At 73.4% G+C, this 23,879-nt stretch carries 14 protein-coding genes, 1 pseudogene and 1 riboswitch; of the genes and pseudogenes, 7 read left to right on the top strand and 8 right to left on the bottom strand.

Translation table 11 applies throughout. The features are described from left to right. Positions 1-219: 219 nt before the first annotated feature. On the bottom strand, positions 220-1,362 hold the full coding sequence (locus AC3EQ1_RS15445; protein ID WP_432094879.1) for a C40 family peptidase: 1,143 nt from the start codon (positions 1,360-1,362) through the stop codon (positions 220-222). Between the two features lie 8 nt (positions 1,363-1,370). After that, a riboswitch (cyclic di-AMP (ydaO/yuaA leader) is annotated at positions 1,371-1,548 on the bottom strand. Between the two features lie 281 nt (positions 1,549-1,829). On the opposite strand from AC3EQ1_RS15445, the gene pcrA reads away from it, so the two are divergent. Continuing rightward, complete coding sequence (gene pcrA, locus AC3EQ1_RS15440; RefSeq protein ID WP_432094878.1) at positions 1,830-4,277, top strand: DNA helicase PcrA; 2,448 nt, start codon at positions 1,830-1,832, stop codon at positions 4,275-4,277. 189 nt (positions 4,278-4,466) lie between these two features. Here pcrA and AC3EQ1_RS15435 read toward each other — a convergent pair whose 3' ends face one another. Together AC3EQ1_RS15435 and AC3EQ1_RS15430 are read right to left on the bottom strand one after the other, a co-directional pair. Then, a complete protein-coding gene (locus tag AC3EQ1_RS15435) occupies positions 4,467-6,347 on the bottom strand; it encodes a M23 family metallopeptidase (protein WP_432094925.1) in 1,881 nt (626 codons plus the stop codon). A 219-nt stretch (positions 6,348-6,566) separates the two neighbouring features. Beyond that, positions 6,567-7,421 (bottom strand): esterase/lipase family protein, encoded by an 855-nt coding sequence (locus tag AC3EQ1_RS15430; protein WP_432094877.1) that lies wholly within the window; start codon positions 7,419-7,421, stop codon positions 6,567-6,569. Positions 7,422-7,743: 322 nt separating this feature from the next. Between AC3EQ1_RS15430 and icmB the strand changes: the two genes are divergently transcribed. Then, positions 7,744-8,154 carry a coenzyme B12-dependent isobutyryl CoA mutase small subunit gene (gene icmB, locus AC3EQ1_RS15425; protein ID WP_432094876.1) on the top strand — a complete coding sequence of 137 codons (411 nt, stop codon included), beginning with the start codon at positions 7,744-7,746 and terminating at the stop codon, positions 8,152-8,154. A 910-nt stretch (positions 8,155-9,064) separates the two neighbouring features. On the opposite strand, the pseudogene AC3EQ1_RS15420 reads toward icmB, so the two are convergent. Further along, a pseudogene (locus tag AC3EQ1_RS15420) lies at positions 9,065-10,669 on the bottom strand (DUF5691 domain-containing protein); the annotation flags it as partial. Between the two features lie 112 nt (positions 10,670-10,781). Next, on the bottom strand, positions 10,782-12,167 hold the full coding sequence (locus AC3EQ1_RS15415; RefSeq protein WP_432094875.1) for an SWIM zinc finger family protein: 1,386 nt from the start codon (positions 12,165-12,167) through the stop codon (positions 10,782-10,784). Between the two features lie 328 nt (positions 12,168-12,495). Here AC3EQ1_RS15415 and AC3EQ1_RS15410 point away from each other — a divergent pair, with 328 nt between their 5' ends. From AC3EQ1_RS15410 to AC3EQ1_RS15400, 3 genes are read left to right on the top strand one after another with little or no spacing between them, the layout of a single operon-like run. Continuing rightward, a complete protein-coding gene (locus AC3EQ1_RS15410; RefSeq protein ID WP_432094874.1) occupies positions 12,496-13,608 on the top strand; it encodes an ATP-binding protein in 1,113 nt (370 codons plus the stop codon). Then, positions 13,605-16,670 (top strand): DUF5682 family protein, encoded by a 3,066-nt coding sequence (locus tag AC3EQ1_RS15405; protein ID WP_432094873.1) that lies wholly within the window; start codon positions 13,605-13,607, stop codon positions 16,668-16,670. Before AC3EQ1_RS15410 ends, AC3EQ1_RS15405 begins: the two co-directional genes overlap by 4 nt. After that, positions 16,667-17,845: a VWA domain-containing protein gene (locus tag AC3EQ1_RS15400; protein WP_432094872.1), complete on the top strand. Its 1,179-nt coding sequence runs from the start codon at positions 16,667-16,669 to the stop codon at positions 17,843-17,845. Before AC3EQ1_RS15405 ends, AC3EQ1_RS15400 begins: the two co-directional genes overlap by 4 nt. A gap of 295 nt (positions 17,846-18,140) precedes the next feature. Here AC3EQ1_RS15400 and AC3EQ1_RS15395 read toward each other — a convergent pair whose 3' ends face one another. Both AC3EQ1_RS15395 and AC3EQ1_RS15390 read right to left on the bottom strand, forming a co-directional pair. Then, positions 18,141-19,004, bottom strand: a complete 864-nt coding sequence (locus AC3EQ1_RS15395; RefSeq protein ID WP_432094871.1) for a peptidoglycan-binding protein — start codon at positions 19,002-19,004, stop codon at positions 18,141-18,143. A gap of 431 nt (positions 19,005-19,435) precedes the next feature. Continuing rightward, positions 19,436-19,822: a DUF6519 domain-containing protein gene (locus tag AC3EQ1_RS15390; protein ID WP_432094870.1), complete on the bottom strand. Its 387-nt coding sequence runs from the start codon at positions 19,820-19,822 to the stop codon at positions 19,436-19,438. Positions 19,823-20,607: 785 nt separating this feature from the next. Here AC3EQ1_RS15390 and sucC point away from each other — a divergent pair. Together sucC and sucD are read left to right on the top strand one after the other, a co-directional pair. Further along, on the top strand, positions 20,608-21,780 hold the full coding sequence (sucC, locus tag AC3EQ1_RS15385; RefSeq protein ID WP_432094869.1) for an ADP-forming succinate--CoA ligase subunit beta: 1,173 nt from the start codon (positions 20,608-20,610) through the stop codon (positions 21,778-21,780). Between the two features lie 19 nt (positions 21,781-21,799). Next, entirely contained in the window at positions 21,800-22,684 is an 885-nt protein-coding gene (sucD, locus tag AC3EQ1_RS15380) for a succinate--CoA ligase subunit alpha (RefSeq protein ID WP_351510625.1), read from the top strand. 264 nt (positions 22,685-22,948) lie between these two features. Here sucD and AC3EQ1_RS15375 read toward each other — a convergent pair whose 3' ends face one another. Then, positions 22,949-23,791, bottom strand: coding sequence for a sigma factor-like helix-turn-helix DNA-binding protein (locus AC3EQ1_RS15375; protein WP_432094868.1), 843 nt, complete (start codon positions 23,789-23,791; stop codon positions 22,949-22,951). Between the last annotated feature and the right edge of the window lie 88 nt (positions 23,792-23,879).

Raw genomic sequence — 23,879 nt, 5'->3', positions numbered from 1 at the left:
CCCGCAGTCCCGGCTCTGGACGTGCCCCCGGAGTCCCGGCTCTGGACGTACCCCCGGAGTCCCGGCCCGGGACGTGCCCCCGGAGTCCGGGAAAGGGGGCGGCCCCGGCCGGTCGGAAGCGACACCCGACCCCGAGGCGCCCCTTCACAGGCCACCCGCCCCCGAACGCAGTGCGCCCCACCGGCGGTCCGGTGGGGCGCACTCCGCGTCGTCGGCCGGTTACGAGGGGCGGACGCTGCCGTAGATCGGCATGTAGGTGATCGCCTCGGTGCGGACGTTGGCGCCCGGCTTCGGGGCGTGGACCATCTGGCCGTTGCCCGCGTAGATCCCGACATGGCTGATGTCGTCGTAGAAGAACACCAGGTCACCCGGCTTGAGGTCCTCGGTGGCGACCCGGGTGCCGACCTTCACCTGGTCCCAGGTGGTACGCGGCAGGGAGACCCCGGCGCTCTTCCACGCGGCCTGGGTGAGCCCCGAGCAGTCGAAGGAGTTCGGGCCGCTGGCGCCCCACACGTACGGCTTGCCTATCTGCGCCTTCGCGAAGGCCAGCGCCTGGGCGGCCTTGGCCGAGGCGGTGCCGGAGTCCGAGTCCTGGCCGGTGCCGGTGGAACCGCCCGTGGCGTCGTCCTGCTGGGCCTCCTCCCGGCGCTGCTTCTCGGCCTGCTCCCGGGCCAGCTCCTCCGCCTTGCGCTGGGCCTCGGCCTGCTTCCGGCGCTCGATCGCCGCCAGCCGGGCCTTCTCCTCGGCGGTCAGGTCCGACAGCAGATCGCGCGCCTCGGCGAGCTTGCGCTGCACGGTCCGCTTGCTGGCCCGCAGCCGGTCCTGCGAATCGGTGAGGGACTCCAGGCTCCGGGTGGCCCTGCCCCGCTGCTCGGACGCCTTCTCCTGCTCCTCCTGGAAGTCCGAGACGGCGCGCTGCTGGCGCTGGGTCATCCGGTCCATCAGGTGGTTCTGGTCGAAGTAGTCCTGCGGCTGCTCCGAGAGCATCAGGGTGGCGGTCGGGGCCATCCCGCCCTCGCGGTACTGGGCCGCGGCGAGGCCGCCGAGCTTGCGGCGGGACTCGTTCAGCCGCTCCGTCCGCTTCGCGACGTCGTCGACCAGCCGGTCGGTGCGCGACCGCTGGGCGTCGGTGCGCTCCTTGGCCTGGTTGTACTCCTGGGTGGACGACTCGGCCTGGCGGTACAGGTCGTCGACCTTCTTCTGGACCTCTTCGATGCTCTGCCGCGGCTCGTCCGGCGCGGCCTGGGCGCTCTGCGACAGCAGCGTCGCGGACGCCATCGCCGCGGTGGTGAGGCCGACGGCCGCGCGGCTGGAGCCGGGGGAGGCGAGAATACTGGTCCGCGGTTTGCGGTGCGACGCCAAGGCGCGCGTCTCCTTCCGTGGACCGCCTACCGGGTTAGCTGTCGGGTTCGGGCGGATCGGAAGGCTGCCCTACGGCCCGTGCACGGCGTTCGATCCGCGTGCGGAGGGCCGATTCACCCCATTGTTGCTTTGTGGGTCCCCGGCTCCGGGTGCCTGAGGCAGGGCCGGACTCGGCGGAGGCCGCCCGTGCCGACGCGGTCGTCGGCGGGTGGTGCGAGCCGCCTGAGCGAGCACGGTAGCCAATGTGTGGGGGTGCTGTGAAGGCTGGTGTTCGATATGCCCGAAACCTTTTCGTGACCTGAGGTGTGAGCTGGATCATGCCGACCCCCGGCCTGCTGCCGGCCGGGCCCCACGGCCTGCTCCTTGCCCGCCGGCGGACCGGCGGCGGCCGGAACGGGACGGTCGAGGCCGCACGGACGCGGGAACCGGTGTGGGCTGTCGGTCCGGCCGCCTAGACTCGGTGGGCGATGAGCAGCCTCTTTGACGACAGCTTCCTGGCGGACCTCGAGCACTCGGGCGAGGAGCCCCCGCCGCCGCCCGAGGAGTCCGCGCACCCGCGGGAGGAGGTCCCCCACGACCTCTTCGAGGGGCGCTTCGACCACCCCGTCCAGCGGGACGCGTACTACCGCGACGGCGCGCCGAGGCCTGCCATCGACCCGGCCGCGCTGCTCGAGGGGCTGAACGAGCAGCAGCGCGCCGCCGTCGTCCACACCGGATCGCCGCTGCTCATCGTCGCCGGCGCCGGCTCGGGCAAGACCCGGGTGCTGACCCACCGCATCGCCCACCTCCTGGGCGCGCGCCACGTCCACCCCGGCCAGATCCTCGCGATCACCTTCACCAACAAGGCCGCCGGGGAGATGAAGGAGCGCGTCGAGGAGCTCGTCGGCCCCCGGGCGAACGCCATGTGGGTGTCCACCTTCCACAGCGCCTGCGTCCGCATCCTGCGCCGGGAGAGCAAGAAGCTCGGCTTCACCTCCAGCTTCTCGATCTACGACGCCGCGGACTCCAAGCGCCTGATGTCGCTGGTCTGCCGGGATCTCGACCTGGACCCCAAGCGGTATCCGCCCAAGTCGTTCAGCGCGAAGATCTCCAACCTCAAGAACGAGCTCATCGACGAGGAGACCTTCGCCGGGCAGGCCGCGGACGCTTTCGAGAAGACGCTCGCCGAGGCCTACGCGATGTACCAGTCGAGGCTGCGCGAGGCCAACGCCCTCGACTTCGACGACATCATCATGACCACGGTCCACCTGCTCCAGGCGTTCCCGGACGTCGCCGAGCACTACCGGCGGCGCTTCCGGCACGTCCTCGTCGACGAGTACCAGGACACCAACCACGCCCAGTACACGCTGGTGCGCGAGCTGGTCGGCACCGGGGAGACCGTGCCGGGCCAGGACGTGGCCGAGCTGTGCGTGGTGGGCGACGCCGACCAGTCGATCTACGCCTTCCGCGGCGCCACGATCCGCAACATCCTCCAGTTCGAGGAGGACTACCCGGACGCCACCACGATCCTGCTGGAGCAGAACTACCGCTCCTCGCAGACCATCCTCAGCGCCGCCAACGCCGTCATCGAGCGGAACGAGAACCGCCGCCCCAAGAACCTCTGGACCGAGGCCGGCGCGGGCGCGACGATCACCGGCTACGTCGCCGACACCGAACACGACGAGGCGCAGTTCGTCGCCGACGAGATCGACCGGCTGACGGACGCGGGCGACGCCCGCGCCGGCGACGTCGCCGTCTTCTACCGGACCAACGCCCAGTCCCGTGTCTTCGAGGAGATCTTCATCCGGGTCGGGCTGCCCTACAAGGTCGTCGGCGGCGTCCGCTTCTACGAGCGCAAGGAGGTCCGCGACGTCCTCGCGTACCTGCGGGTGCTCGCCAACCCCGAGGACACCGTGCCGCTGCGCCGGATCCTCAACGTGCCCAAGCGTGGCATCGGCGACCGGGCCGAGGCGATGATCGAGGCGCTGGCCGCCCGGGAGAAGGTCTCCTTCGCCCAGGCGCTGCGCCGGGTCGACGAGGCGTACGGCATGGCGGCCCGCTCCGCGAACGCGGTGAAGCGGTTCAACACCCTGCTGGAAGAGCTGCGCACCATCGCCGAGTCGGGCGCCGGCCCGGCCACCGTGCTCGAAGCGGTCCTGGAACGCACCGGCTACCTGGCGGAGCTCCAGGCGTCGACCGACCCGCAGGACGAGACCCGGATCGAGAACCTCCAGGAACTCGCCGCCGTGGCACTGGAGTTCGAGCAGGAGCGCACCGAGGAGGACCCGGGCACCCTCCCCGAGTTCCTGGAGCGGGTCGCGCTGGTGGCGGACTCCGACCAGATCCCCGACGAGGACGAGGAGGGGTCCGGCGTCGTCACGCTGATGACCCTGCACACCGCCAAGGGCCTGGAGTTCCCGGTCGTCTTCCTGACCGGCCTGGAGGACGGCGTCTTCCCGCACATGCGCTCGCTCGGCCAGACCAAGGAGCTGGAGGAGGAGCGGCGGCTCGCGTACGTGGGCATCACCCGGGCCCGGGAGCGGCTCTTCCTGACCCGTTCCACCATGCGCAGCGCCTGGGGCCAGCCCTCCTACAACCCGCCGTCGCGGTTCCTGGAGGAGATCCCGGCCCAGTACCTGGAGTGGCGGCGCACCGGCCCCGCGATGCCGTCGGCGTCGGCGGGTGCCATGGCCGCGGGCTCCTCGCTCTCGTCGTCGCGGACCAAGGCGGGCCCGAGCGGCTTCGCCACCCGCCGCACCACCGACCGGCCGGTGATCTCCCTCGCCGTCGGGGACCGGGTCACGCACGACCAGTTCGGGCTGGGCACCGTCATGTCGGTCGCGGGCAGCGGGCACGACGCCAAGGCGACGATCGACTTCGGCGACGAGAAGCCCAAGGTCCTGCTGCTGCGGTACGCGCCGGTGCAGAAGCTCTGACGGGGGCGGGAGCGGGGGCCGGGGCCGGGGGCCTGACCCGGGAGGGGTGAGGCTCGGACCGGCTCCCGGGGTGGAGCGGCGGAGGCCGGGCGGCATCCCGACGGATCAGGGGGCCGGCCATCGGCCGAGGATCGCTCCGGTTCGCGATCGACGACCGCTCCGGTTCGGGCTGCTCCGGTTCGGGTTGCTCTAGTTCGGGTCGAGGCCCTTGCCGCGCAGCCAGGGCAGCGGGTCGATGGCGTCGTCGCCACCCGGGTGCACCTCGAAGTGCAGGTGCGGACCGGTGGAGTTGCCGGAATTGCCGGAGAAGGCGATGACGTCCCCCGCCTTGACCGAGCCGGAACGGATCTTGGTGCTGCTCAGGTGGCAGTACCAGGTCTCCGTGCCGTCGGGGGCGGTGACTATGGCCATGTTGCCGTAGGCGAGGTTGTACTGCGTGCGGACGGTGCCGTCGGTCGCCGCCATCACGGGCGTGCCGTAGCTGACCGGGAAGTCGATGCCGGAGTGCAGCGACATCCAGTTGACGCCCGCCTGCCCGAACGTCGCGCTGAGCCCGTGCTGTTCGACCGGGATCGCGAACTTCGGACGCAGCGCCTCCCGGCGCGCGGCCTCCGCCTCCTTGCGCTTCTTCTCCTCGAGCTGGCGCTGCTTGAGGTCGATGCGCTCCTGGGTGCGGCTGGCGCGGTCGGCGAAGTCGTCGGCGTCGGCGCTGAGCGTCGCCAGCTGGGTGTCCATCTTGTTGTTGGCCGCGGACGGTTTGACGGCCGCCGGATCGGGCGCGGCCTGGGTGGTCTTGGACTCGTCCGGGGTGGTGTTGCTGACGGAAGCCGCGGCGATCCCGGCCACGCCCATCACGGCGACGGACGGAACGGCGACGGTGAGCAGGGCGGACCGTCGGGCGGGCATCCGGCGGCGGGTGCGCGCGGAACCGCCGCCGCTCCGGCGCGGGCCGGGCAGGAGGGTCGCCGCGGGCTCGTCCTCGTACTCCGCACGGCCGTCGGCCGCGGTGCCTGCCGCCATGCCGTGGGCGGCGGCCGCGTCGTGGCCCGGGGCGGGCTCCGCGCGGTGCGGCTCCTCCACGGCCTCGAAGACCGCGGTCTCCATGGCGGCGAACTCCGCGGGGTCCACCGCCTCGAACGCGGCAGGATCCACGGCTTCGAACGTCGCGGTGGCTTCGAAGGCCGCGCCGTCCTCGGTGTCCGTCCCGGCGGGCCGGCCGTAGGCGTCGTACGCCTCCGCGCCCGCGGGGGTCCCGTCGGCCGTCGGCGCCGTCGCGTCCCACGGCTGGGGCTGCCCGCTCTCCCACGCCTGTGCGGCGTCGGCGGCGTTCCATGCCTGGGTCTGCTCGGCGTCCCACAGCTGTGTCGCGTCGGCGCCGTCCCAGCTCTCCGCTCCGGCGGCCCCGGTCCACTGACCGGTGTTCCACTGGCCGGAGTTGTGCTCGCCGGAGTGGTACTGGCCCGAGTGGTACTGGCCCGAGGTGTGCTGGTCCACGGGGCTGTGCTGGTCCATGGGGCTGTGCTGGTCCATGGCGTACGAACCGGTCGGGTACTGACCGGTGTCGTACGAGCCGGTGCCCGCCGGGTCGGCCCACCCCGCGGGGCTCCAGTCGCCGGTCCCGTAGGTCGTCTCCAGCGGATGGGGTGCCGACGGGGCGGGGATGCCCTGCGCCATGCCGTGATCCGCACCGGTCCACAGCGAGGCGTCGTACTGCCCGCTGTCGTACATCCCGGTGTCGTAGGTCGTCGGCTGCGCGGTGTACGCGACGCCGTAACCGTCGGTGCCCTGGCCGCCGTTGTGCCACTGCCCGGCGTCCGGTACCTGGTCCGCGGGGTAGGCGGCGGGGTGGGCGTACGCGCCGGTGCCGTAGCTGCCAGGCATCTCCCCGAAGAGCGGGTCGCCGTGCCCGTAGGCCGCGCCGAGGTTGTCGAAGGTTCCGGTGGCATAGCCGTCGTACGCGGCGTGGGCACTCGGAATTCCCTGCTGCTCGTACGGCGCGTGGAGCCCGTACGAGGCGTCGGGGACGTGACCGGTCAGGGACGAGTCCTCCGACGGGTGACGGTTGTTCACCACCAACTTCTCTTTCGCCTCGGCAGCAGGAGAATTAGCGGCGACTGTACCCGGCGGTATGCGGCGGCGACAATCTTCAACAGGTTTCCGGTGGCCCGGGAACGGGCATTTGGCCGCCTTTCGGCGAACTGCGGACCATGGCTTGGCCCGGCGTTCGAATACATTTCGACCCGGGTTCGCATCGGAGCGATGGAATCACGCCATGCGCCCCGCCGGGCGTCACGCCACGGAGGCCGCGTCGGACGAACCGCTGGCCGACGCCTCGTCGTCCAGCGCCTGGCGGATGCCCGCCGCGACGGCCGCGTGAACCGGAAGCGCCAGATGTCCGATGCCGCTCACCTGCACGTTATGAGTGACCAGATCCGGATGTTCGAGGCGGGCCGTCTCCAGCGGGACCATCACTTGGTCCAGGTCGCTCCAGAAGCTGACGAAATGCGTGGCGCAATCGGGGGCGGGGCTCGCCAATTCCTCGATCACGTCGGAATCCGGACGCATCTGCCGGACGATGGGATGCGCGGAAAGCAGCGGGATGGCGCGGGTGCCGGAGTGCGGCGTGCCCAGGGTGACCAGGGTGCGGATGCGGGTGTCGCCGCCCAGCCGCTGCGCGTAGTAGCGGGCGATCAGGCCGCCCAGGCTGTGCCCCACCACGTCCACCCGGTCGTGGCCGGTACGGGCGCAGACCTCTTCGATGTGCCGCCCCAGCAGGGTCGCGGCCTCGCGGATGTCACAGCACAGCGGCGAGTAGTTGAGCGCTTCGACCTGGGTCCAGCCGTGCTGGCGCAGTGAGCGGCGCAGCAGGACGAAGACCGATCGGTTGTCGATGAAGCCGTGCAGCAGCAGCACCGGCGGGTGCCCGGCGCCAGGCTCCTCCGGGGTGGGCAGGAGCGTGGTCTCGGGGTCGTCCAGGGGCACCGTCGGTGGAGGGACCGCCTGCCGCTCGGGCGGCCGCTCGGCGATCACGCCGGTCGGGTACAGCACCGCGTGCCCGGCGAGGATCGCCAGGTCCAGTGCTGTGGCCTTGATCAGCGCGGCGGACGGGCGGAGAAGACTGGGAAGAAATGGCAGTGCCCCCATGGCCGACCTCCCGAATGGCACAGCAGGGACGCCTGTGTCCCCCGTGTGCCCTCACGGGTAGCCGCCACGATGCCCGGTGGTGCGGCTCGGGCCTCCCGTACCGTCCCGTCGCACCGGCCTTCGGCGCTGTGGGTACGGAAGCCCGCTGCGGCTCCCCTTCCATATGTCCCATCGTGTGATTTCCCCCTCGGTGGCCTCCGCGAAACTGCCGGGTGCGGGATGCTGGGGGATAACGTTCGTTCACTCCCCCTGGTCCTGCGGCTGTGGGGGACCCCAGCGGCCGGTGACAGCGACGTCCCGGCAGACGTGCATGGAGGCAGTGATGGGTGTGTCGGGTCCGATCCGCGTCGTGGTGGCGAAGCCGGGGCTCGACGGCCACGATCGCGGGGCCAAGGTCATCGCCCGGGCGCTGCGGGACGCCGGTATGGAGGTCATCTACACCGGCCTGCACCAGACGCCCGAACAGATTGTCGATACAGCGATCCAGGAGGACGCGGACGCCATCGGCCTGTCGATCCTCTCCGGCGCGCACAACACGCTGTTCGCGAAGGTGATCGAGCTCCTGAAGGAGCGGGACGCCGAGGACATCAAGGTCTTCGGCGGCGGCATCATCCCCGAGGACGACATCGCGCCGCTCAAGGAGCTGGGCGTCGCCGCGATCTTCACCCCCGGCGCGACGACGACCGAGGTCGTGGCCTGGGTGCGGGACCACGTCCGCGAGCTGGCTGCCTGAGGGGTTTTCCGGGGTCTCGGGCGTCGGGGCTGGGGGCAGGAGCCTCGGGCCGTGGGGCTCGGGCGTTCCCGCCCACGGGGACGTGGTGTGCGCCTCCCTGGGGCCGGGAAGCGCGGCCCCAGGTCGGGAGATGCGGCCCCGGCCGGGAGCCGCGGTCCGGAGTGGCCGGGAGTTCCGGAGCCTCGGTGCCGCGGCCCGGAGCGGCCGGGAGTCCCCGGAGCCCCAGTGCCGCGATGGAGCCCCAGTGCCGCGAGCTCCGGGCCGGGAGGCCCGTAGGGCGCACCTGAGCCGGGCGCGGCGTCTCGGAGGTGCCGCCCGGGGCCGGGCACGATGCTTCGGAGGCTTTGTGCCCGGATCGGGGCCCACCCCTGCGAGGCGGGCGCCCAGCCGCCCAGGGCGGGGGTGCGCCCGGACGGGGCGTGACCCAGGGGCGTACGCCCGGGCGGGGGTGTCCCCCCCAGGGGCGCTGGAGCCGGCCGAACCTGTCCTTGAAGTCCTCCCATCCGGTGTGCAGGTGACACAGGCACGACCTGGTGTGAAGGTGACCCGGGCATATGTCGTCCGACCGGGAATCGCGGGCCGCCGGCCGGTGCCTGGCTCAGGGCCGGGTGGCGGGCGGCGCCCCAGGGGTTGTGGCGGATGCCGTGGGCGGTGCCGTGGCCTCGTCGCCGGGGTCAGGGCCAGGGCCAGCGCCGGGGCCGGGGCCGGGGCCGGGGTCAGGGCCAGCGCCGGGGTCAGGGCCGGGGCCGGGGTCAGGGCCGGGGCCGGGGCCGGGGCCGGGGTCAGGGCCGGGGCCGGGGCCGGGGCCGGGGTCAGGGCCAGCGCCGGGGTCAGGGCCAGGGCCGGGGCCCTCGCCCTCGTCGTCCGGGGTCCGGCCACCGCCCCCGTCCGGCTCGGGCCGTTGCCCTTGCAGCTCGGCCCGCATCGTGGCGCGGAGCCGGAGCGTGCCGACGAGGCGCTGGAACGCCTCGGACCAGTAGCCGCCCGCCCCGGGGGAGGCGCCCTCCGTTTCGTCCGGTATCGCGGTGAGCACCTCCAGGCGCTCGGCGTGCGCCGGATCGAGGCAGCGCTCGGCCAGCCCCATCACCCCGCTGAAGCTCCACGGGTAGCTGCCGGCGTCGCGGGCGATGTCGAGGGCGTCCACCACGGCCCGGCCCAAGGTCTCGTCCCAGGGCACCGCGCACACCCCCAGCAGCTGGAAGGCCTCCGAGAGGCCGTGCGCCGCTATGAACTCCGCCACCCAGGCCGCGCGTTCGGCCGCGGGCAGGGTGGAGAGCAGCTTCGCCAGCTCGCCCAGCGAGGTGGTGCTCGCTGCCGCGGCGGCGGACGGCGCGGAGGGGGAGCCGAGCAGGGCCCGCGCCCATGCGCCGTTCCGTTGCCGCACCGCTGCCCGGCACCAGGCGGAGTGCAGCTCCGCGTGCCAGTCGTCGACGGCCGGCAGCGCCACGATCTCCTCCGGGGAACGGCCCCCGAACGGTCCCGCCCAGGAGGACAGCGGGGTCGCCTCGATCAGCTGGCTCAGCCACCAGGCGCGGGCGCCCCGCCCGGACGGCGGCTTCGGTACGACGCCGTCGTGCTCCATGGCGGCGTCGCACACCTGGGGCGGCTCGACCGCGATGACCGGCTCGCCGCGCCGGGAGGCCGGACCGACGCAGCGGGACGCCCGCTCCGCCATCCGCTGCGCGAGCGCCGAGCCGGGAAGAGCGGAGAGGAGTTCGGCGGCGGTCGCGCGGACGTTGCGGCTGCGGTCCGACAGCGCGGCCTCCAGGAACGGCTCGTCGGCGATGGACAGTTCCCCGCGGAGCGAGTCGAGGAACATCAGCCGGTCCTCGGCCCGTTCGGTGTCCCAGGTCGAGCCCAGCAGCGCGAGCCCGTCGGACGGGGCGCGGCGGCGCACGGCGGCGAGGAGCGCGACCCGCTCGGCGAACAGGCCCTCCTCCCAGAGCTGTTGGACCGCTGCCGGCTCAGAGGTGTCCGGCAGCGCTGAACTGCCGGCGGCGCCGCGCAGCGCGAACTTCCAGTCCGGGTTCAGCCGTGCCAGCCACAGGGCCCGCGGGCCCGCCAGGGCCAGCGCCTGGGGCCGCAGATCGCTGCGGGCCCTGGCGGTGTCGAGCAGGGCGGGGAGCAGCTCGTGGGGTGCCCGGTAGCCGTGCCGGTGAGCGGCGGCCAGCCACTGGGGGAGCAACTCCGTGAGGTCGGGTGCCGTGCCGCGGCGGCCCCTGCCGGTGTTCGCACCGGCGGCGCGGTCCGCGAGCAGGGTCGCGAGCCGGTGCCGTGCCGCCGGCGGCAGGGGAGGGCGTTGGTCCTCCGGCGCAGGACCGGGGCGCGGCAGGACGGTGGCCGGGCGCAGCCCGGCCCGCCGGCGGACCGTGACGACGGCCGCCGCGTCCAGCAGTGTCACCGCTGGTTCCCGCCCCGGTGTCCGTACGGGAGGCGTGCGGCGCTCCGTGCCCAGGAGAGCGGCGGTGACCAGCTCTTCCCAGGCGGGAGCGTGGAGTTCGGCGACGGTGCTCATGAATCCCTCCTGCGGTGGTGCCGCCGGCGTGCGGCGGCGTGTCGAGCGTGGGTGCGGGGGTGATCGTGGGAGTGGTGCCGCTCGGGCGTACGCGGACCTGCACTGTGGCGCGTCACAGCGGGACCGCCTCGGCGCCGGCGGCCCCTGACCAGGCGGTGAACGGAGTGAAGCCGCGGTGGCCGACTTCCCCGAAGACCGTCACCGGGCGGCCGCCGGATATCGACGCGAGCCGCCAGAGGCCCGAACGGCCCAGGCAGCGCGGGTCCACCGGGAGCGCGGCGTCCCCGTCCGCGTCGGCCACCTGCCAGCCGTCCGGGCCCGGAACCGGCACCACGGTGGACAGCACCACCGGCCACGCCTCCAGCCAGGGGTCGTCGCGCAGGGCGTCCCCGTACTCCGTCAGCGCGGCCCCGACGGCCCGTCCCGGCGGTACGGAACCCGGCCCCGGCGGGGTGAGTTGCTCGCCCAGCGCCGCCCGCAGCGGCCGCCCGCCCGGGTAGTAGGCGAGCTCGGCGGTCAACGCGAGGCCGGTGGGGAGCGTGAGGTCCGGTGCCCGCCCGGCCGCACCGAACGCGAGCAGCAGCGCCGACCGCCCGGACTCCTCGCCGTGCAGCCATATCCGGCGGGTGGTCAGCCGCCCGTCCCCGCTGTCCTGGCGGCCGAGCACCAGCCAGCGGTCCCGGACCGCCGCCCCCTTCGTGGCCAGCAGTTCCGCCGCTTCCGTGGTCAGTCCGACCCGGGCGCGGACCGTCGCGGCGAGCGGATCCGGCAGCCGGGAGATGCCCAGGTAGCTGCGGTTCAGCAGGTGCAGCAGAGCGCACTCCTCCAGCAGCCGGGCCGGCCAGCCCGCTCCGGAGGCCGCCGTCGCACCCAACTCCCGTACCCGGCCTGCCAGCCCGGGTGCCTTGGCGTCCACCATGCGGGCCGCCGTCTCGTCCCAGGCGGCGTATCCCGCACGGTCCGCCCCCGCCAGCCCGCTCCGCAGGAGATCGGTGAGCCGCTGCTCCAGCTCCGTGGCTCCCGCGGCCATCTGCTCCGCACGTTGCCGGCCGCGCCGTTCGGCCGCGGCCGGATCCGCGCTCCGCGTGCGCTCCGGGGTATTGGCCTTCCGCTCGGCCCGCTGCCGGCGGGCCGCCAGCCACTCCTCGGCCCACTCCGGCGGCGGTGCCTCGGTGTCCGGCACGGCCGCCGGATCCCCGTCCGCGGAGGAGGACCACAGGAGCAGCAGCCCCAGTGCGTGCTTGCACGGGAATTTACGGCTCGGACAACTGCAGGAATATCCCGGACCGGAACCCGCGTCGACGCCGTGCAGCGCCACGACCGTCCGGTACGGCTTGCTGCCGCTGCCCTTGCACGCGCCCCACACCGCCCCCTCGTTCGCCCCGGTGGCCGACCACGGTCCGGCCACGCCCAGTCTGCTGCCCGCCTTCTGCGAGGCGGCGTCAGGAGCCAGTGCCAGCACCTGTTCCGCCGCCCAGCGCACCCCCTGCTGAGTCATGCCGATGACGCTACGGTCCGCCACTGACAATCCCGTCGGCCGCTGTCCCGCCGGCCCCGGTCGCGGGGGCGGCGGAGCGATGGTGACGGTGCGATCTCCCCTGGTCATGGCCTTGAGGGAACGTGTTCTGTTGTTTTGCGGAGTGAGTTCGGTCGTCCTTGCCGCGCGGCGTGATGTGACGGTGCGTGACGCGGGGCGGGGAGAGGCGGTGTCCGGCCGACTGTCAGTGGTGCCGTGCAGAGTTGATGACGCAAGCGGCCCACGGCACATCGGGGGTGGGCCGCAGGTGATGGCGCCTGCGTGCGCACATCCGCGAGGAGGGGGAGCCATGAGCACCGCGACAACCAGCCGGACCACGAACGACGAGGTACTGCGCCCGCACGCGGAGGACGCCTTCGCCGACGAGCTGACGGCGCTCGCGGCGGCGGACGACCGGCCGCGGCCCGCCCGTTGGCGGCTGTCGCCCTGGGCCGTCGCCACCTATCTGCTCGGCGGCACGCTGCCGGACGGCGCGGTGATCACTCCCAAGTACGTGGGTCCGCGCCGCATCGTGGAGGTGGCCGTCACCACGCTCGCCACGGACCGTGCGCTGCTGCTGCTCGGCGTCCCCGGCACCGCGAAGACCTGGGTGTCGGAACATCTCGCGGCGGCCGTCAGCGGCGATTCGACGCTGCTGGTCCAGGGCACCGCCGGCACGCCGGAGGAGGCGATCCGCTACGGCTGGAACTACGCCCGGCTGCTCGCCCACGGCCCGAGCCGGGAGGCGCTGGTGCCCAGCCCGGTGATGCGCGCCATGGCGGACGGCATGACGGCCCGCGTCGAGGAGCTGACCAGGATCCCGGCGGACGTCCAGGACACGCTGATCACCGTGCTGTCGGAGAAGACCCTCCCCATCCCGGAGCTCGGCCAGGAGGTGCAGGCCGTCCGCGGGTTCAATCTGATCGCCACGGCCAACGACCGCGACCGCGGGGTCAACGAGCTGTCCAGCGCGCTGCGCCGCCGCTTCAACACGGTCGTGCTGCCGCTGCCCGCCACGCCGGAGGCGGAGGTCGACATCGTGGCGCGCCGGGTCGAGGGGATGGGCCGGTCCCTGGATCTGCCCCCGGTTCCGGAGGGCGTCGAGGAGATCCGCCGCGTCGTCACGGTCTTCCGCGAACTCCGCGACGGGGTCACGGCGGACGGCCGGACGAAGCTCAAGTCCCCGTCCGGCACGCTGTCGACGGCGGAGGCCATCTCCGTGGTCACCAACGGCCTCGCCCTCGCCGCGCACTTCGGCGACGGGGTGCTGCGCCCGGACGACGTGGCCGCGGGCATTCTCGGCGCGGTGGTCCGGGATCCGGCCGCCGACCGGGTCGTCTGGCAGGAGTACCTGGAAGCGGTGGTGCGCGAGCGCGACGGCTGGAAGGACTTCTACCGCGCGTGCCGTGAGGTGACCGGATGAGCGCCGGACCGCTGCTGCTCGGCGTCCGGCACCACGGTCCCGGATCGGCGCGGGCGGTGCGGGCCGCGCTCGACCGGCACCGGCCGCGCGCCGTGCTCATCGAGGGGCCGCCCGAGGCGGACGGTCTCGTCGCGCTCGCCGCCGATCCGGAGATGCGGCCGCCCGTCGCACTGCTCGCCCATGTCGCCGACGACCCGGCGCGGGCGGCGTTCTGGCCGCTGGCCGAGTTCTCTCCGGAGTGGGTGGCGATCCGCTGGGCGCTGGCGCATGACGTGCCGGTCCGGTTCATCGACCTGCCGGCGTCCCACACCCTGGCGATGGCGGACGGCGACGCTCCGCCGGGCCCGGGGGACCGGACCGGGCCGGAGCCCGAGGCCGACGGCTCCGGTCACGGCGGGGTGCCCGTCACTGACGGCGGACCGGTCCATGACGGGGACGGGCGCGGCGGGCCGGACGGTACCGGGGCGGACGACGGCTGCGGCGCGTGCGGCGGGCCGGACGGGACCGGGGCGGACGACGGCTGCGGCGCGTGCGGCGGGCCGGACGGGACCGGTGCGGACGACGGCTGTGGCGCGGAAAGCCGGTTGCGGGTCGATCCGCTCGCCGTCCTCGCCGAGGCCGCCGGATACGACGACCCCGAGCGCTGGTGGGAGGACGTGGTCGAACACCGGACCGCCGTCGGCCGGCCGGCCGACGGAGCGGGGGAGCCCGGTGACGGACCGGCCCCCGAAGGGGCCGCCGCCTGCGCTGCCTTCGAGGCGCTGGCCGAGGCCATGGGGGCGCTGCGGGAGACCTACGAGGACGGGGGCCACGACCGGGACCCGGTGCGCGAGGCGCACATGCGGCTGCGGATGCGGGAGGCCGGGCGCGAGTTCGGTGACGCGTACGCCGTCGTCTGCGGTGCCTGGCACGTCCCCGCGCTGACCCGGCGGACCACGGTGACCGCGGACCGGAGGCTGCTCAAGGGGCTGCCGAAGTCCAAGGTGGAGCTCAGCTGGGTGCCGTGGACCCACCGCCGGCTGTCCCGGGACAGCGGCTACGGCGCGGGGATCACCTCACCCGGCTGGTACGGGCACCTGTTCGACGCCCCGGACCGTCCGGTCGAGCGCTGGATGACCAAGGTCGCCGGGCTCCTCCGCGCCGAGGACCATCCGGTCTCCTCGGCCCATGTGATCGAGGCGGTCCGGCTCGCGGACACACTCGCCGCCATGCGCGGCCGGCCGCTCGCCGGGCTCGTGGAGACCACGGACGCGATCAGGGCGGTGATGTGCGAGGGGTCGGACGTGCCGCTCGCGCTCGTCGAGGACCGGCTGATCGTGGGGGATGTGCTCGGCCGGGTTCCCGACTCGGCGCCGGCCGTGCCCTTGCAGCGGGATCTGACCAGTACCCAGCGCAGGCTGCGGCTCAAGCCCGAAGCCCGGGACCGGGAGTGCGAGTTCGACCTGCGCAAGGACACCGACGCCCGGCGCAGCCGGCTCCTGCACCGGCTGCGGCTGCTCGGTATCGACTGGGGGGAGCCGGTGCGGTCGCGGGGCGGGCAGGGGACGTTCCGCGAGACGTGGCGGCTGCGCTGGGAACCGGAGCTGTCGGTGCGCGTCGCCGAGGCCGGGGTGTGGGGCACCACGGTGCTCGCCGCCGCCACGGCCAAGGCCGGGGCCGACGCGGCGTCGGCCGGCTCCCTGGCCGGTGTCACCTCACTCGCCGAGCGCTGTCTGCTCGCCGGTCTCCCCGACGCGCTTCCGGTGGTGATGCGGGTGCTCGCCGACCGGGCCGCGCTCGACGCGGACGTCGGCCACCTGGCCGAGGCGCTTCCCGCGCTGGTCCGTTCGGCGCGCTACGGCGATGTGCGCGGCACCGATTCCGCCGCCCTCGCCGAGGTGGCCGCCGGTCTGGCCGAGCGGGTCTTCGTCGGGCTCCAGCCCGCGTGTGCGGGGCTCGACGCGGACGGCGCGGCGGAGATGCGGGGGCATCTGGACTCCGTCCACACGGCTGTGGGCCTGCTGGCGGAGGCGGCGTCCGCGGAGGTCGCGTCCGCGGAAGCCGCGTCCGCGGAAGCCGCGTCTGCGGAGCCGGCGTCCGGGGAGCCGGTGCCCGCGGAGCCGGCGTCCGCCGAGTCGGCGTCCGCGGACGCGACCTCCGCGGAGCCCGTGCCCGCGGAGCCCGTGCCCGTGGAGACGGCGCCCGCCGAGACGGCCGCTGTCGGCGCCGGGGCGAAGGCCGGTGCCGGCGCCGGTGCCGGCGCTGTCGAGGGCGAGGAAGGGCCGGTGGGCCGTTCGTCCGCCGAGCAGGCCGAGCAGGCAAAGCCGGCCGGACTCGCCGGGCCTGCCGGACCTGCCGGACCCGTCGGGTCGGCCGCGCCCGGCGCCGGGCTGCGGGACCGCTGGGCCGCGGTGCTGCGGACGCTCGCCGGACGCGACACCGTGCCGGGGCTGATCCGCGGCCGGGCGGCACGCCTGCTGCTCGACGACGGACGGCTGGCGGAGGACGAGGCCGCCCGGCTGATGGGGCACGCCCTGTCGCCCGGCACCGCGCCCGTGCAGGCGGCGGCCTGGATCGAGGGGTTCGTCGGCGGCGGATCCGGGGGCGGACTGCTGCTGGTCCACGACGAGCGGCTGCTCGGGCTGGTCGACGCCTGGCTCACCGGTGTTCCGGCGGACGCGTTCACCGATGTGCTGCCGCTGCTGCGGCGGACCTTCGCGGCGTACGAGTCGGGCGTACGGCGCACGCTCGGTGAGCTGGTGCGCCGGGGCCCGGCGGCACCCGGTGCGGCGGGCGCGGAGCCGGACGACGGCAGCGGGGCCGGCTTCGGCGCCGGACTCGACCCCGGACGCTCCGCGGCCGTGCTGCCGACGCTGAGCCTGCTCCTGGGGCTGGACGACGGCTGTTCCGGCGCGGACGCCGGCGGTTCCGGTACGGATCACCACGGTCCCGGGCCGGACGAGGGCGGGGCGGGCCACGCCGGGAACGGCCCCGGGCTCGGCCACCACGACCGTGAACGCAACAACTGTGAACGCAACGACGGTGAACGAGACGACAACGACCTTGCGGGGGTGGCGCGATGAGCGGTGCGACGGCGCCGGGGACGGACAGCGAGGCGGCCGAGCGGCTGCGGCGGTGGCGGATGGTGCTGGGCGGAGAAGCGGCGGACGGCACCGGTTACGTGCCGACGGGGCGGGACGCCGCGATGGACCGGACGCTCGCCGCGCTCTACGGCGGTCGGGACAAGGGCGAGGGCGGCGGCCGGTCGGCCGGGCTCGGCGGGTCCGCGCCCCGGGTCGCCCGCTGGCTCGGCGACATCCGCACCTACTTCCCGTCGTCCGTCGTGCAGGTGATGCAGCGGGACGCCATCGACCGGCTCGGGCTGTCCTCCCTGCTCCTCGAACCGGAGATGCTGGAGGCCGTCGAGGCGGACGTCCATCTCGTCGGCACGCTGCTGTCCCTGAACAAGGCGATGCCCGAGACCACCAAGGAGACCGCGCGGGCCGTGGTCCGCAAGGTGGTCCAGGAGCTGGAGAAGCGGCTGGCGACCCGCACCCGGGCCACCCTCACGGGCGCGCTCGACCGGTCCGCGCGGATCAGCCGTCCCCGGCACCGGGACATCGACTGGGACCGCACCATACGGGCCAATCTCAAGAACTACCTGCCCGAGTACCGCACCGTCGTGCCGGAGCGGCTGATCGGGTACGGGCGGGCGGCCCAGGCCGTGAAGAAGGACGTGGTGCTGTGCATCGACCAGTCCGGGTCGATGGCCGCCTCGGTCGTCTACGCCTCGGTCTTCGGCGCGGTGCTCGCTTCGATGCGGTCCATCGCGACCCGGCTGGTCGTGTTCGATACCGCCGTCGTCGATCTCACCGACCAGCTCGAAGACCCGGTGGACGTGCTCTTCGGAACCCAGCTCGGCGGCGGCACCGACATCAACCGGGCGCTGGCGTACTGCCAGTCGCAGATCACCCGGCCCGCCGACACCGTCGTGGTGCTCATCAGCGACCTCTACGAGGGCGGCATACGGGACGAGATGCTGAAGCGGGTGGCGGCGATGAAGGCGTCGGGGGTCCAGTTCGTGACGCTGCTCGCGCTGTCGGACGAGGGCGCACCGGCCTACGACCGGGAGCACGCGGCGGCGCTCGCGGCCCTCGGGGCGCCGGCGTTCGCGTGCACGCCGGACCTGTTCCCCGAGGTGATGGCCGCGGCGATCGAGAAGCGGCCGCTGCCGGTACCGGACCCGGCGACACCGTGACGGCATGCTGTGACCGCATCCCGCATCCCGCGGCCCCGTCCCGCCGCCCGCCCCGTCCGGCCGAGCCAGTCACTTCGAGCCGGTCGTTCGGGCCTGTCCGGCCGAGCCCTGCCGGACAGGCGGTGCCGCATGGACCGTGCCGGACAGACGATGCCGGACAGATCGTTGGACCGATCGTGCCGGACGGGCCGTGCGGGATGGACCGGACGGGATGGACGGGAAGGGCCTGACGGGACCGATCGGGGGCCGACTCAGCAGGAGGGACCCCGTCCCGGACCCGTCACAGCCGGACCGGCTACACGTTGGGCACGTGCAGCCGGTCCCAACTGGCCTTGCCGGGAATGCCGTCCGCGTCGCTTCCGGAGAAGCCCAGCTTGCGCTGCCAGGCCGCGTAGGACTTGCGGTCCGCCTCGGTCCACTCGGGGCCCGGGCCGACCTCGTAGCGGCCGCAGCCCTCGGCCACCAGGCGCCTGCCCATTGCGGTGATGACCTTGCTGCTGCGGCCGGAGCGGAAGAAGGAGGCGCCCGGGAACGGCTCGTACGTGGGCTCGACGGGGCCCTCGGGCGCCGACCCGAGCCGGTTCTGGATCCGGGTGCGCATGCTGTTCATGGTGAAGCCCTTGGGATCGATCTTCCCGGGCTGCCACTCCAGATGCCCGATCACGGATCTCTGCGTCCAGCCGTGCGCCCGGCAGATCGCGGCCGCCGCCTTCTCGATCGCGGTGAGCTGTGCCGCCGGCCACGGGTCGTTGCCGTTTCCGAGATTGATGCACTCGAAGCCGTAGAAGTGCCGGTTGCCGTCGGTGTTGGCCTCGTTGTCGGCGGGCAGCGCCGTCTCGTTGATCACGGCGCGGAGCACGTCGTCGTCGCCGAGTCCGGCGTGGTTCGCCCGGCCGTTGCCGACCAGGTAGACCGTGCCGTCCTTGGCGATGACCCCGTGGCACAGCGGGCCCGGCAGGCTGGAGTGCCCGTCGTAGCAGAGGTCCACCGAGCTCTGGGTGCCCGAGGTGACGGTGTGGTGGATCATCACACCGTGCGTCGGTCCCCAGGGTCCCTTGTGGTTCCGGTTGTGCGTGCGCCAGCTCCTGACCTCGACGACGTGCAGGCCCTCGTCACGGAGGGCTTTGAGCAGCCGGTCGGCGGACAACGGAGTTGCCATCGTGATGCTCCTTCAGTGGGGGATGAAAAGCGGTGCGTCGATAGGGCCTCGGGTTTCTCAGAACGCGTGCGCCATGACGCGGCGGGGAGCAGGGGGCGGGGACGGGGACGAGCGGTCGTGGTCAGGGGGTGGTCCGGACAGGGGGTTACGGCACGTCGGCCGCCGTCGGTGGGGACCGGGACGGCCATGGGGCGAAGGTGTCGTGCGGATCCACCACGTCGTTCGTTGCGCGGATCCACTACGTCGTTCTCACCGTTGTCCCGCACCGGGTCAACGGAGCGAAGTGCAGCAGGACACCGGCCGGATCCCGGAGCAGCGGCCGGTGGGCGGCGGGCGACGTCGACCGGACACTCCACGGAGCCCGTCGCGGTACGGGCCGGGATCAGCCAGTGGTCTCCGGGGCGGTAGGAGCCCCCGGGGGCGAACCGGACCTAGACGCCGTCCTCCGGATCGGTCCAGGCGCCCTCCTGGATGCGGAGCGAGCCGTGGGGCGGCTGCCGTTCTCCGGGCTGCCGTTCTCCGGACCGGGCGTACGGCCGCTGGTGCCGGCTGCGCGAAACGGGGTGGTGGTCGGCACGCCGTCCGAATCCGGCCAGCGGTTCACCGGACAGCCGGACCCGGCGCCCCGGCAGGTCGACCTCCTCCACACACAGCAGTGGCGCCGGCTCCCCGCGATCGGTATACCCGCTGTCGACCACCTCGACCCCGTCTCCGACCAGTAGATGCAGCTTTTCGCCGGGTTTCTGGGCGGTAAGTTCCGCCCAGATGCTGTCGAGTTCGGCCGACGGGAGCACGATGAGCAGTTCTCGCGGGGCCACTTGACTCCACTGCCTTTCCGTGCGGCGCGCACCGCGCGCCTCGAACCGCGCTCCGCCCGCCGCATCCCGCGTGGAGGAATCGAATCGCTGTGCGCCCTCCACGCATTCGGGCATGGAGATCCCTGAATCCCGACCCCGACCGGCCATCGGCCCGATCCTGACGATCACGACGGCGGGACTCCCGGACCGCACCCGCCGCATCGAGGAACCGGAAATCGGGCCTCACGGAGCCGGGCCAAGGCTTGTTGTTCCTGATGCGTGAGTGCTGCCTGGGGCCCTGGATCCAGCCGTGACAAGAGGCCGAGGTGTCGATCCGGTCACTTCGGGTCCCGGAATTCCCGAGATCGTCATGAGCATGATGGAGAAGGGCGGATCCGGCAGAAAGTGATTTCTCGCGAAGGGGCTCAAGATCGCGGTCAAGCGTCCACGGCGGAAATGAAGCCGAACGAGTGCAGATCTTGCTGCGGGGAATTGCGGAGCGAAGGGCGGTACATGACCGTTTGGCCGCGCTTCGGTGGGGACCCGGCGGTCGTCGGCCTCGCGTCGCCTGCCCCGGCTCGTGGCGGCCGCTCTGTGACTGTAATCACCGCTCATATGTGACCTGCGATTTAGGGCGCCCGGTCCGACGGGGATAACCTGCGAGGCGGACATGCCGCGTACCCGGACAACGTGTGCGCCTCCCTTGTGACCGCGTCGTCACGCTGCCCTTCGCGGCACGCCCAGGCAGACAACGAACCGCGATCACACCACGACAGCGGTATTGAGACGCAAAGGGACGGACGCGCGTGGACCTGTTCGAGTACCAGGCGAGGGACCTCTTCGCCAAGCACGGTGTACCGGTGCTGGCCGGTGAAGTCATCGATACGCCTGAGGCGGCGCGCGAGGCGACCGAGCGTCTCGGCGGCCGAGCCGTCGTCAAGGCGCAGGTGAAGGTCGGCGGCCGCGGCAAGGCCGGCGGCGTGAAGCTGGCCTCCGACGCGGCGGACGCCGTGGCGAAGGCCGGCCAGATCCTGGGCATGGACATCAAGGGCCACACGGTCCACAAGGTCATGCTCGCCCCGACCGCGGACATCGCGGAGGAGTACTACGTCTCCTTCCTGCTGGACCGCACCAACCGCACCTTCCTGGCCATGGCCTCCGTCGAGGGCGGCATGGACATCGAGGAGGTCGCGGCCACCAAGCCCGAGGCGCTGGCCAAGATCCCGGTCGACGCCAACGAGGGCGTGACCCCGGAGAAGGCCGCGGAGATCGTCGCCGCCGCCAAGTTCCCGGCCGAGGTCGCCGACCAGATCGCCGAGACCCTGCAGACCCTGTGGAAGGCCTTCATCGCCGAGGACGCGCTCCTCGTCGAGGTCAACCCGCTGGTCAAGACCGGTGACGGCAAGGTCATCGCGCTCGACGGCAAGGTCTCCCTGGACGAGAACGCCGAGTTCCGCCAGGCCCACCACGCCGAGCTCGAGGACAAGGCGGCGGCCAACCCGCTCGAGGCCGCGGCCAAGGCCAAGGGCCTCAACTACGTCAAGCTCGACGGCGAGGTCGGCATCATCGGCAACGGCGCGGGTCTCGTCATGAGCACCCTCGACGTCGTCGCCTACGCGGGCGAGAAGCACAGCAATGTGAAGCCCGCCAACTTCCTCGACATCGGCGGCGGCGCCTCCGCCGAGGTCATGGCGAACGGTCTCGAGATCATCCTCGGCGACCCGGACGTCAAGTCCGTCTTCGTCAACGTCTTCGGCGGCATCACCGCCTGTGACGCGGTCGCCAACGGCATCGTCCAGGCCCTGGACCTGCTCAAGTCCAAGGGCGAGGACGTCACCAAGCCGCTCGTCGTCCGCCTCGACGGCAACAACGCGGAGCTGGGTCGGCAGATCCTGACCGACGCGAACCACCCGCTCGTGACGCAGGTGGACACCATGGACGGTGCGGCCGACCGCGCCGCCGAGCTGGCAGCGAAGTAAAGGAACGGGTCACCAAACCATGGCTATTTTCCTCACCAAGGAAAGCAAGGTCATCGTCCAGGGGATGACCGGCTCCGAGGGCCAGAAGCACACCCGCCGGATGCTCGCCTCCGGCACCAACATCGTCGGCGGCGTGAACCCGCGCAAGGCCGGCACGACCGTCGACTTCGACGGCACCGAGGTCCCGGTGTTCGGCTCCGTGAAGGAGTCCATCGACGCCACCGGCGCCGACGTCACCGTCATCTTCGTGCCGCCGAAGTTCGCCAAGGACGCGGTCCTCGAGGCGATCGACGCCGAGATCGGCCTCGCGGTCGTCATCACCGAGGGCATCGCGGTGCACGACACCGCCGCCTTCTGGGCGCACGCCCAGGCCAAGGGCAACAAGACCCGGATCATCGGCCCGAACTGCCCCGGCCTCATCACCCCGGGCCAGTCGAACGCCGGCATCATCCCGGCCGATATCACCACCTCCGGCCGCATCGGCCTGGTGTCGAAGTCCGGCACGCTCACGTACCAGATGATGTACGAGCTGCGTGACCTCGGCTTCTCGTCGGCCGTGGGCATCGGTGGCGACCCGATCATCGGCACCACCCACATCGACGCCCTCGCCGCCTTCGAGGCCGACCCCGACACCGACCTGATCGTCATGATCGGTGAGATCGGTGGCGACGCCGAGGAGCGGGCCGCGGACTTCATCAAGGCCAACGTCACCAAGCCGGTCGTCGGCTACGTGGCCGGCTTCACCGCGCCCGAGGGCAAGACCATGGGTCACGCCGGTGCGATCGTGTCCGGCTCGTCCGGCACCGCGCAGGCGAAGAAGGAGGCCCTCGAGGCCGCGGGCGTGAAGGTCGGCAAGACCCCGTCCGAGACGGCCCGCCTGGCGCGCGCCGCGCTCGGCGGCTGACCTCCGGTCCCAGCTGCACCAGGGGCGGGGCTCGTACGGACGACGTACGGGCCCCGCCCTTGTGCGTGCCCGCCGCCTCTGCGCGTGCCCCGTCCGGCGAAGGCGCGGCGGGACTGCGGCGCGACGGCGGTGGGGCGACGGTGCGGCGGGGCGGCACCGGGGCCCGGACCGGAAGCCCCGGTTCCTCCGCACCATCACGGCGCCCGGGGAGGGTTCCTCTCCCGCACCCTCAAGTGCCGGCAGCCGCGGCCACGCCACCCGGCCTCAGGGGCCCGCGGCGGGCTCCGCGACCGACGAATCCGCGACCGACGAATCCGCGACCGACGAATCCGCGGCCGACGGACCAGGGGCCGACGAATCCGCGGCCGACGGATCCCCGACCGACGGACCAGGGGCCGACGGACCCGGGGCCGTGACGGCGGGCCGCTCGCGGACCTCGGGGACGTACCGGCCCGGGGAGAGCACCGCAAAGACGGCCGTGGTCAGCACGAACGCGCCGGTGATGCCGCACGCCGCGGCGGTCCAGCGCCGGGTGCGCCGCTCACTGCCGAGGCGCACGGAGCGCGCCGAGACGGCCCGTACCGGCTGCGCCGACGTCAGGCCGTCGAGCCGGCGCCGCAGGATCCCGCCGCGCAGCGTGGACGGTGCCTCGCCGATCTCCGGAAGCCGGGCCGCCACGGCCGCCCGCGCGCGGGCCAGCCGGCTCTCGGCGGCCGGGAGCGTCGCCTCCACCTCGGCGGCGGTCTCCGGCAGCCCCAGGCCCACCCCGTCGTGGAGCAGCAGCACCCGGCGGTAGCAGCGGGGGAGGGAGAGCACGGCGGCGAACAGCGCACGGTCCGGTCCGGGCGCGGTGCCGGCCGGCGGCCGGCGGCGCAGCCAGGGCTGGTGCCAGGGCGAGAGCGCGTACTCGTACGCGGCGGCCCGCACCCAGCCGGCCGGGTCGCGGTCCGCGGCCACCTCGGGCCAGTGCTGCCAGGCCTGGTGGAAGGCGCGGTCCACCGCGCGGCGCGCCAGCCGCCGGCGCCCGGTCAGCACCGTGACCTGCCGGACCAGCGCGGCGGTGTGCGCGGCGCACAGCGTCTCGAAGGCCTGCGCGGGGGCGCTCACGGCGGAGTACGGAGTGCGCCCCGGCGGTGCTGCCCGCCGGGTGCCGGGCGCGCCGGCGGCCGTACCGCCTCGCACCGTGGCGCGAGCG

The organism is Streptomyces sp. bgisy100 (assembly GCF_057709105.1).
This window is presented reverse-complemented; position numbering and strand designations above follow the sequence as displayed.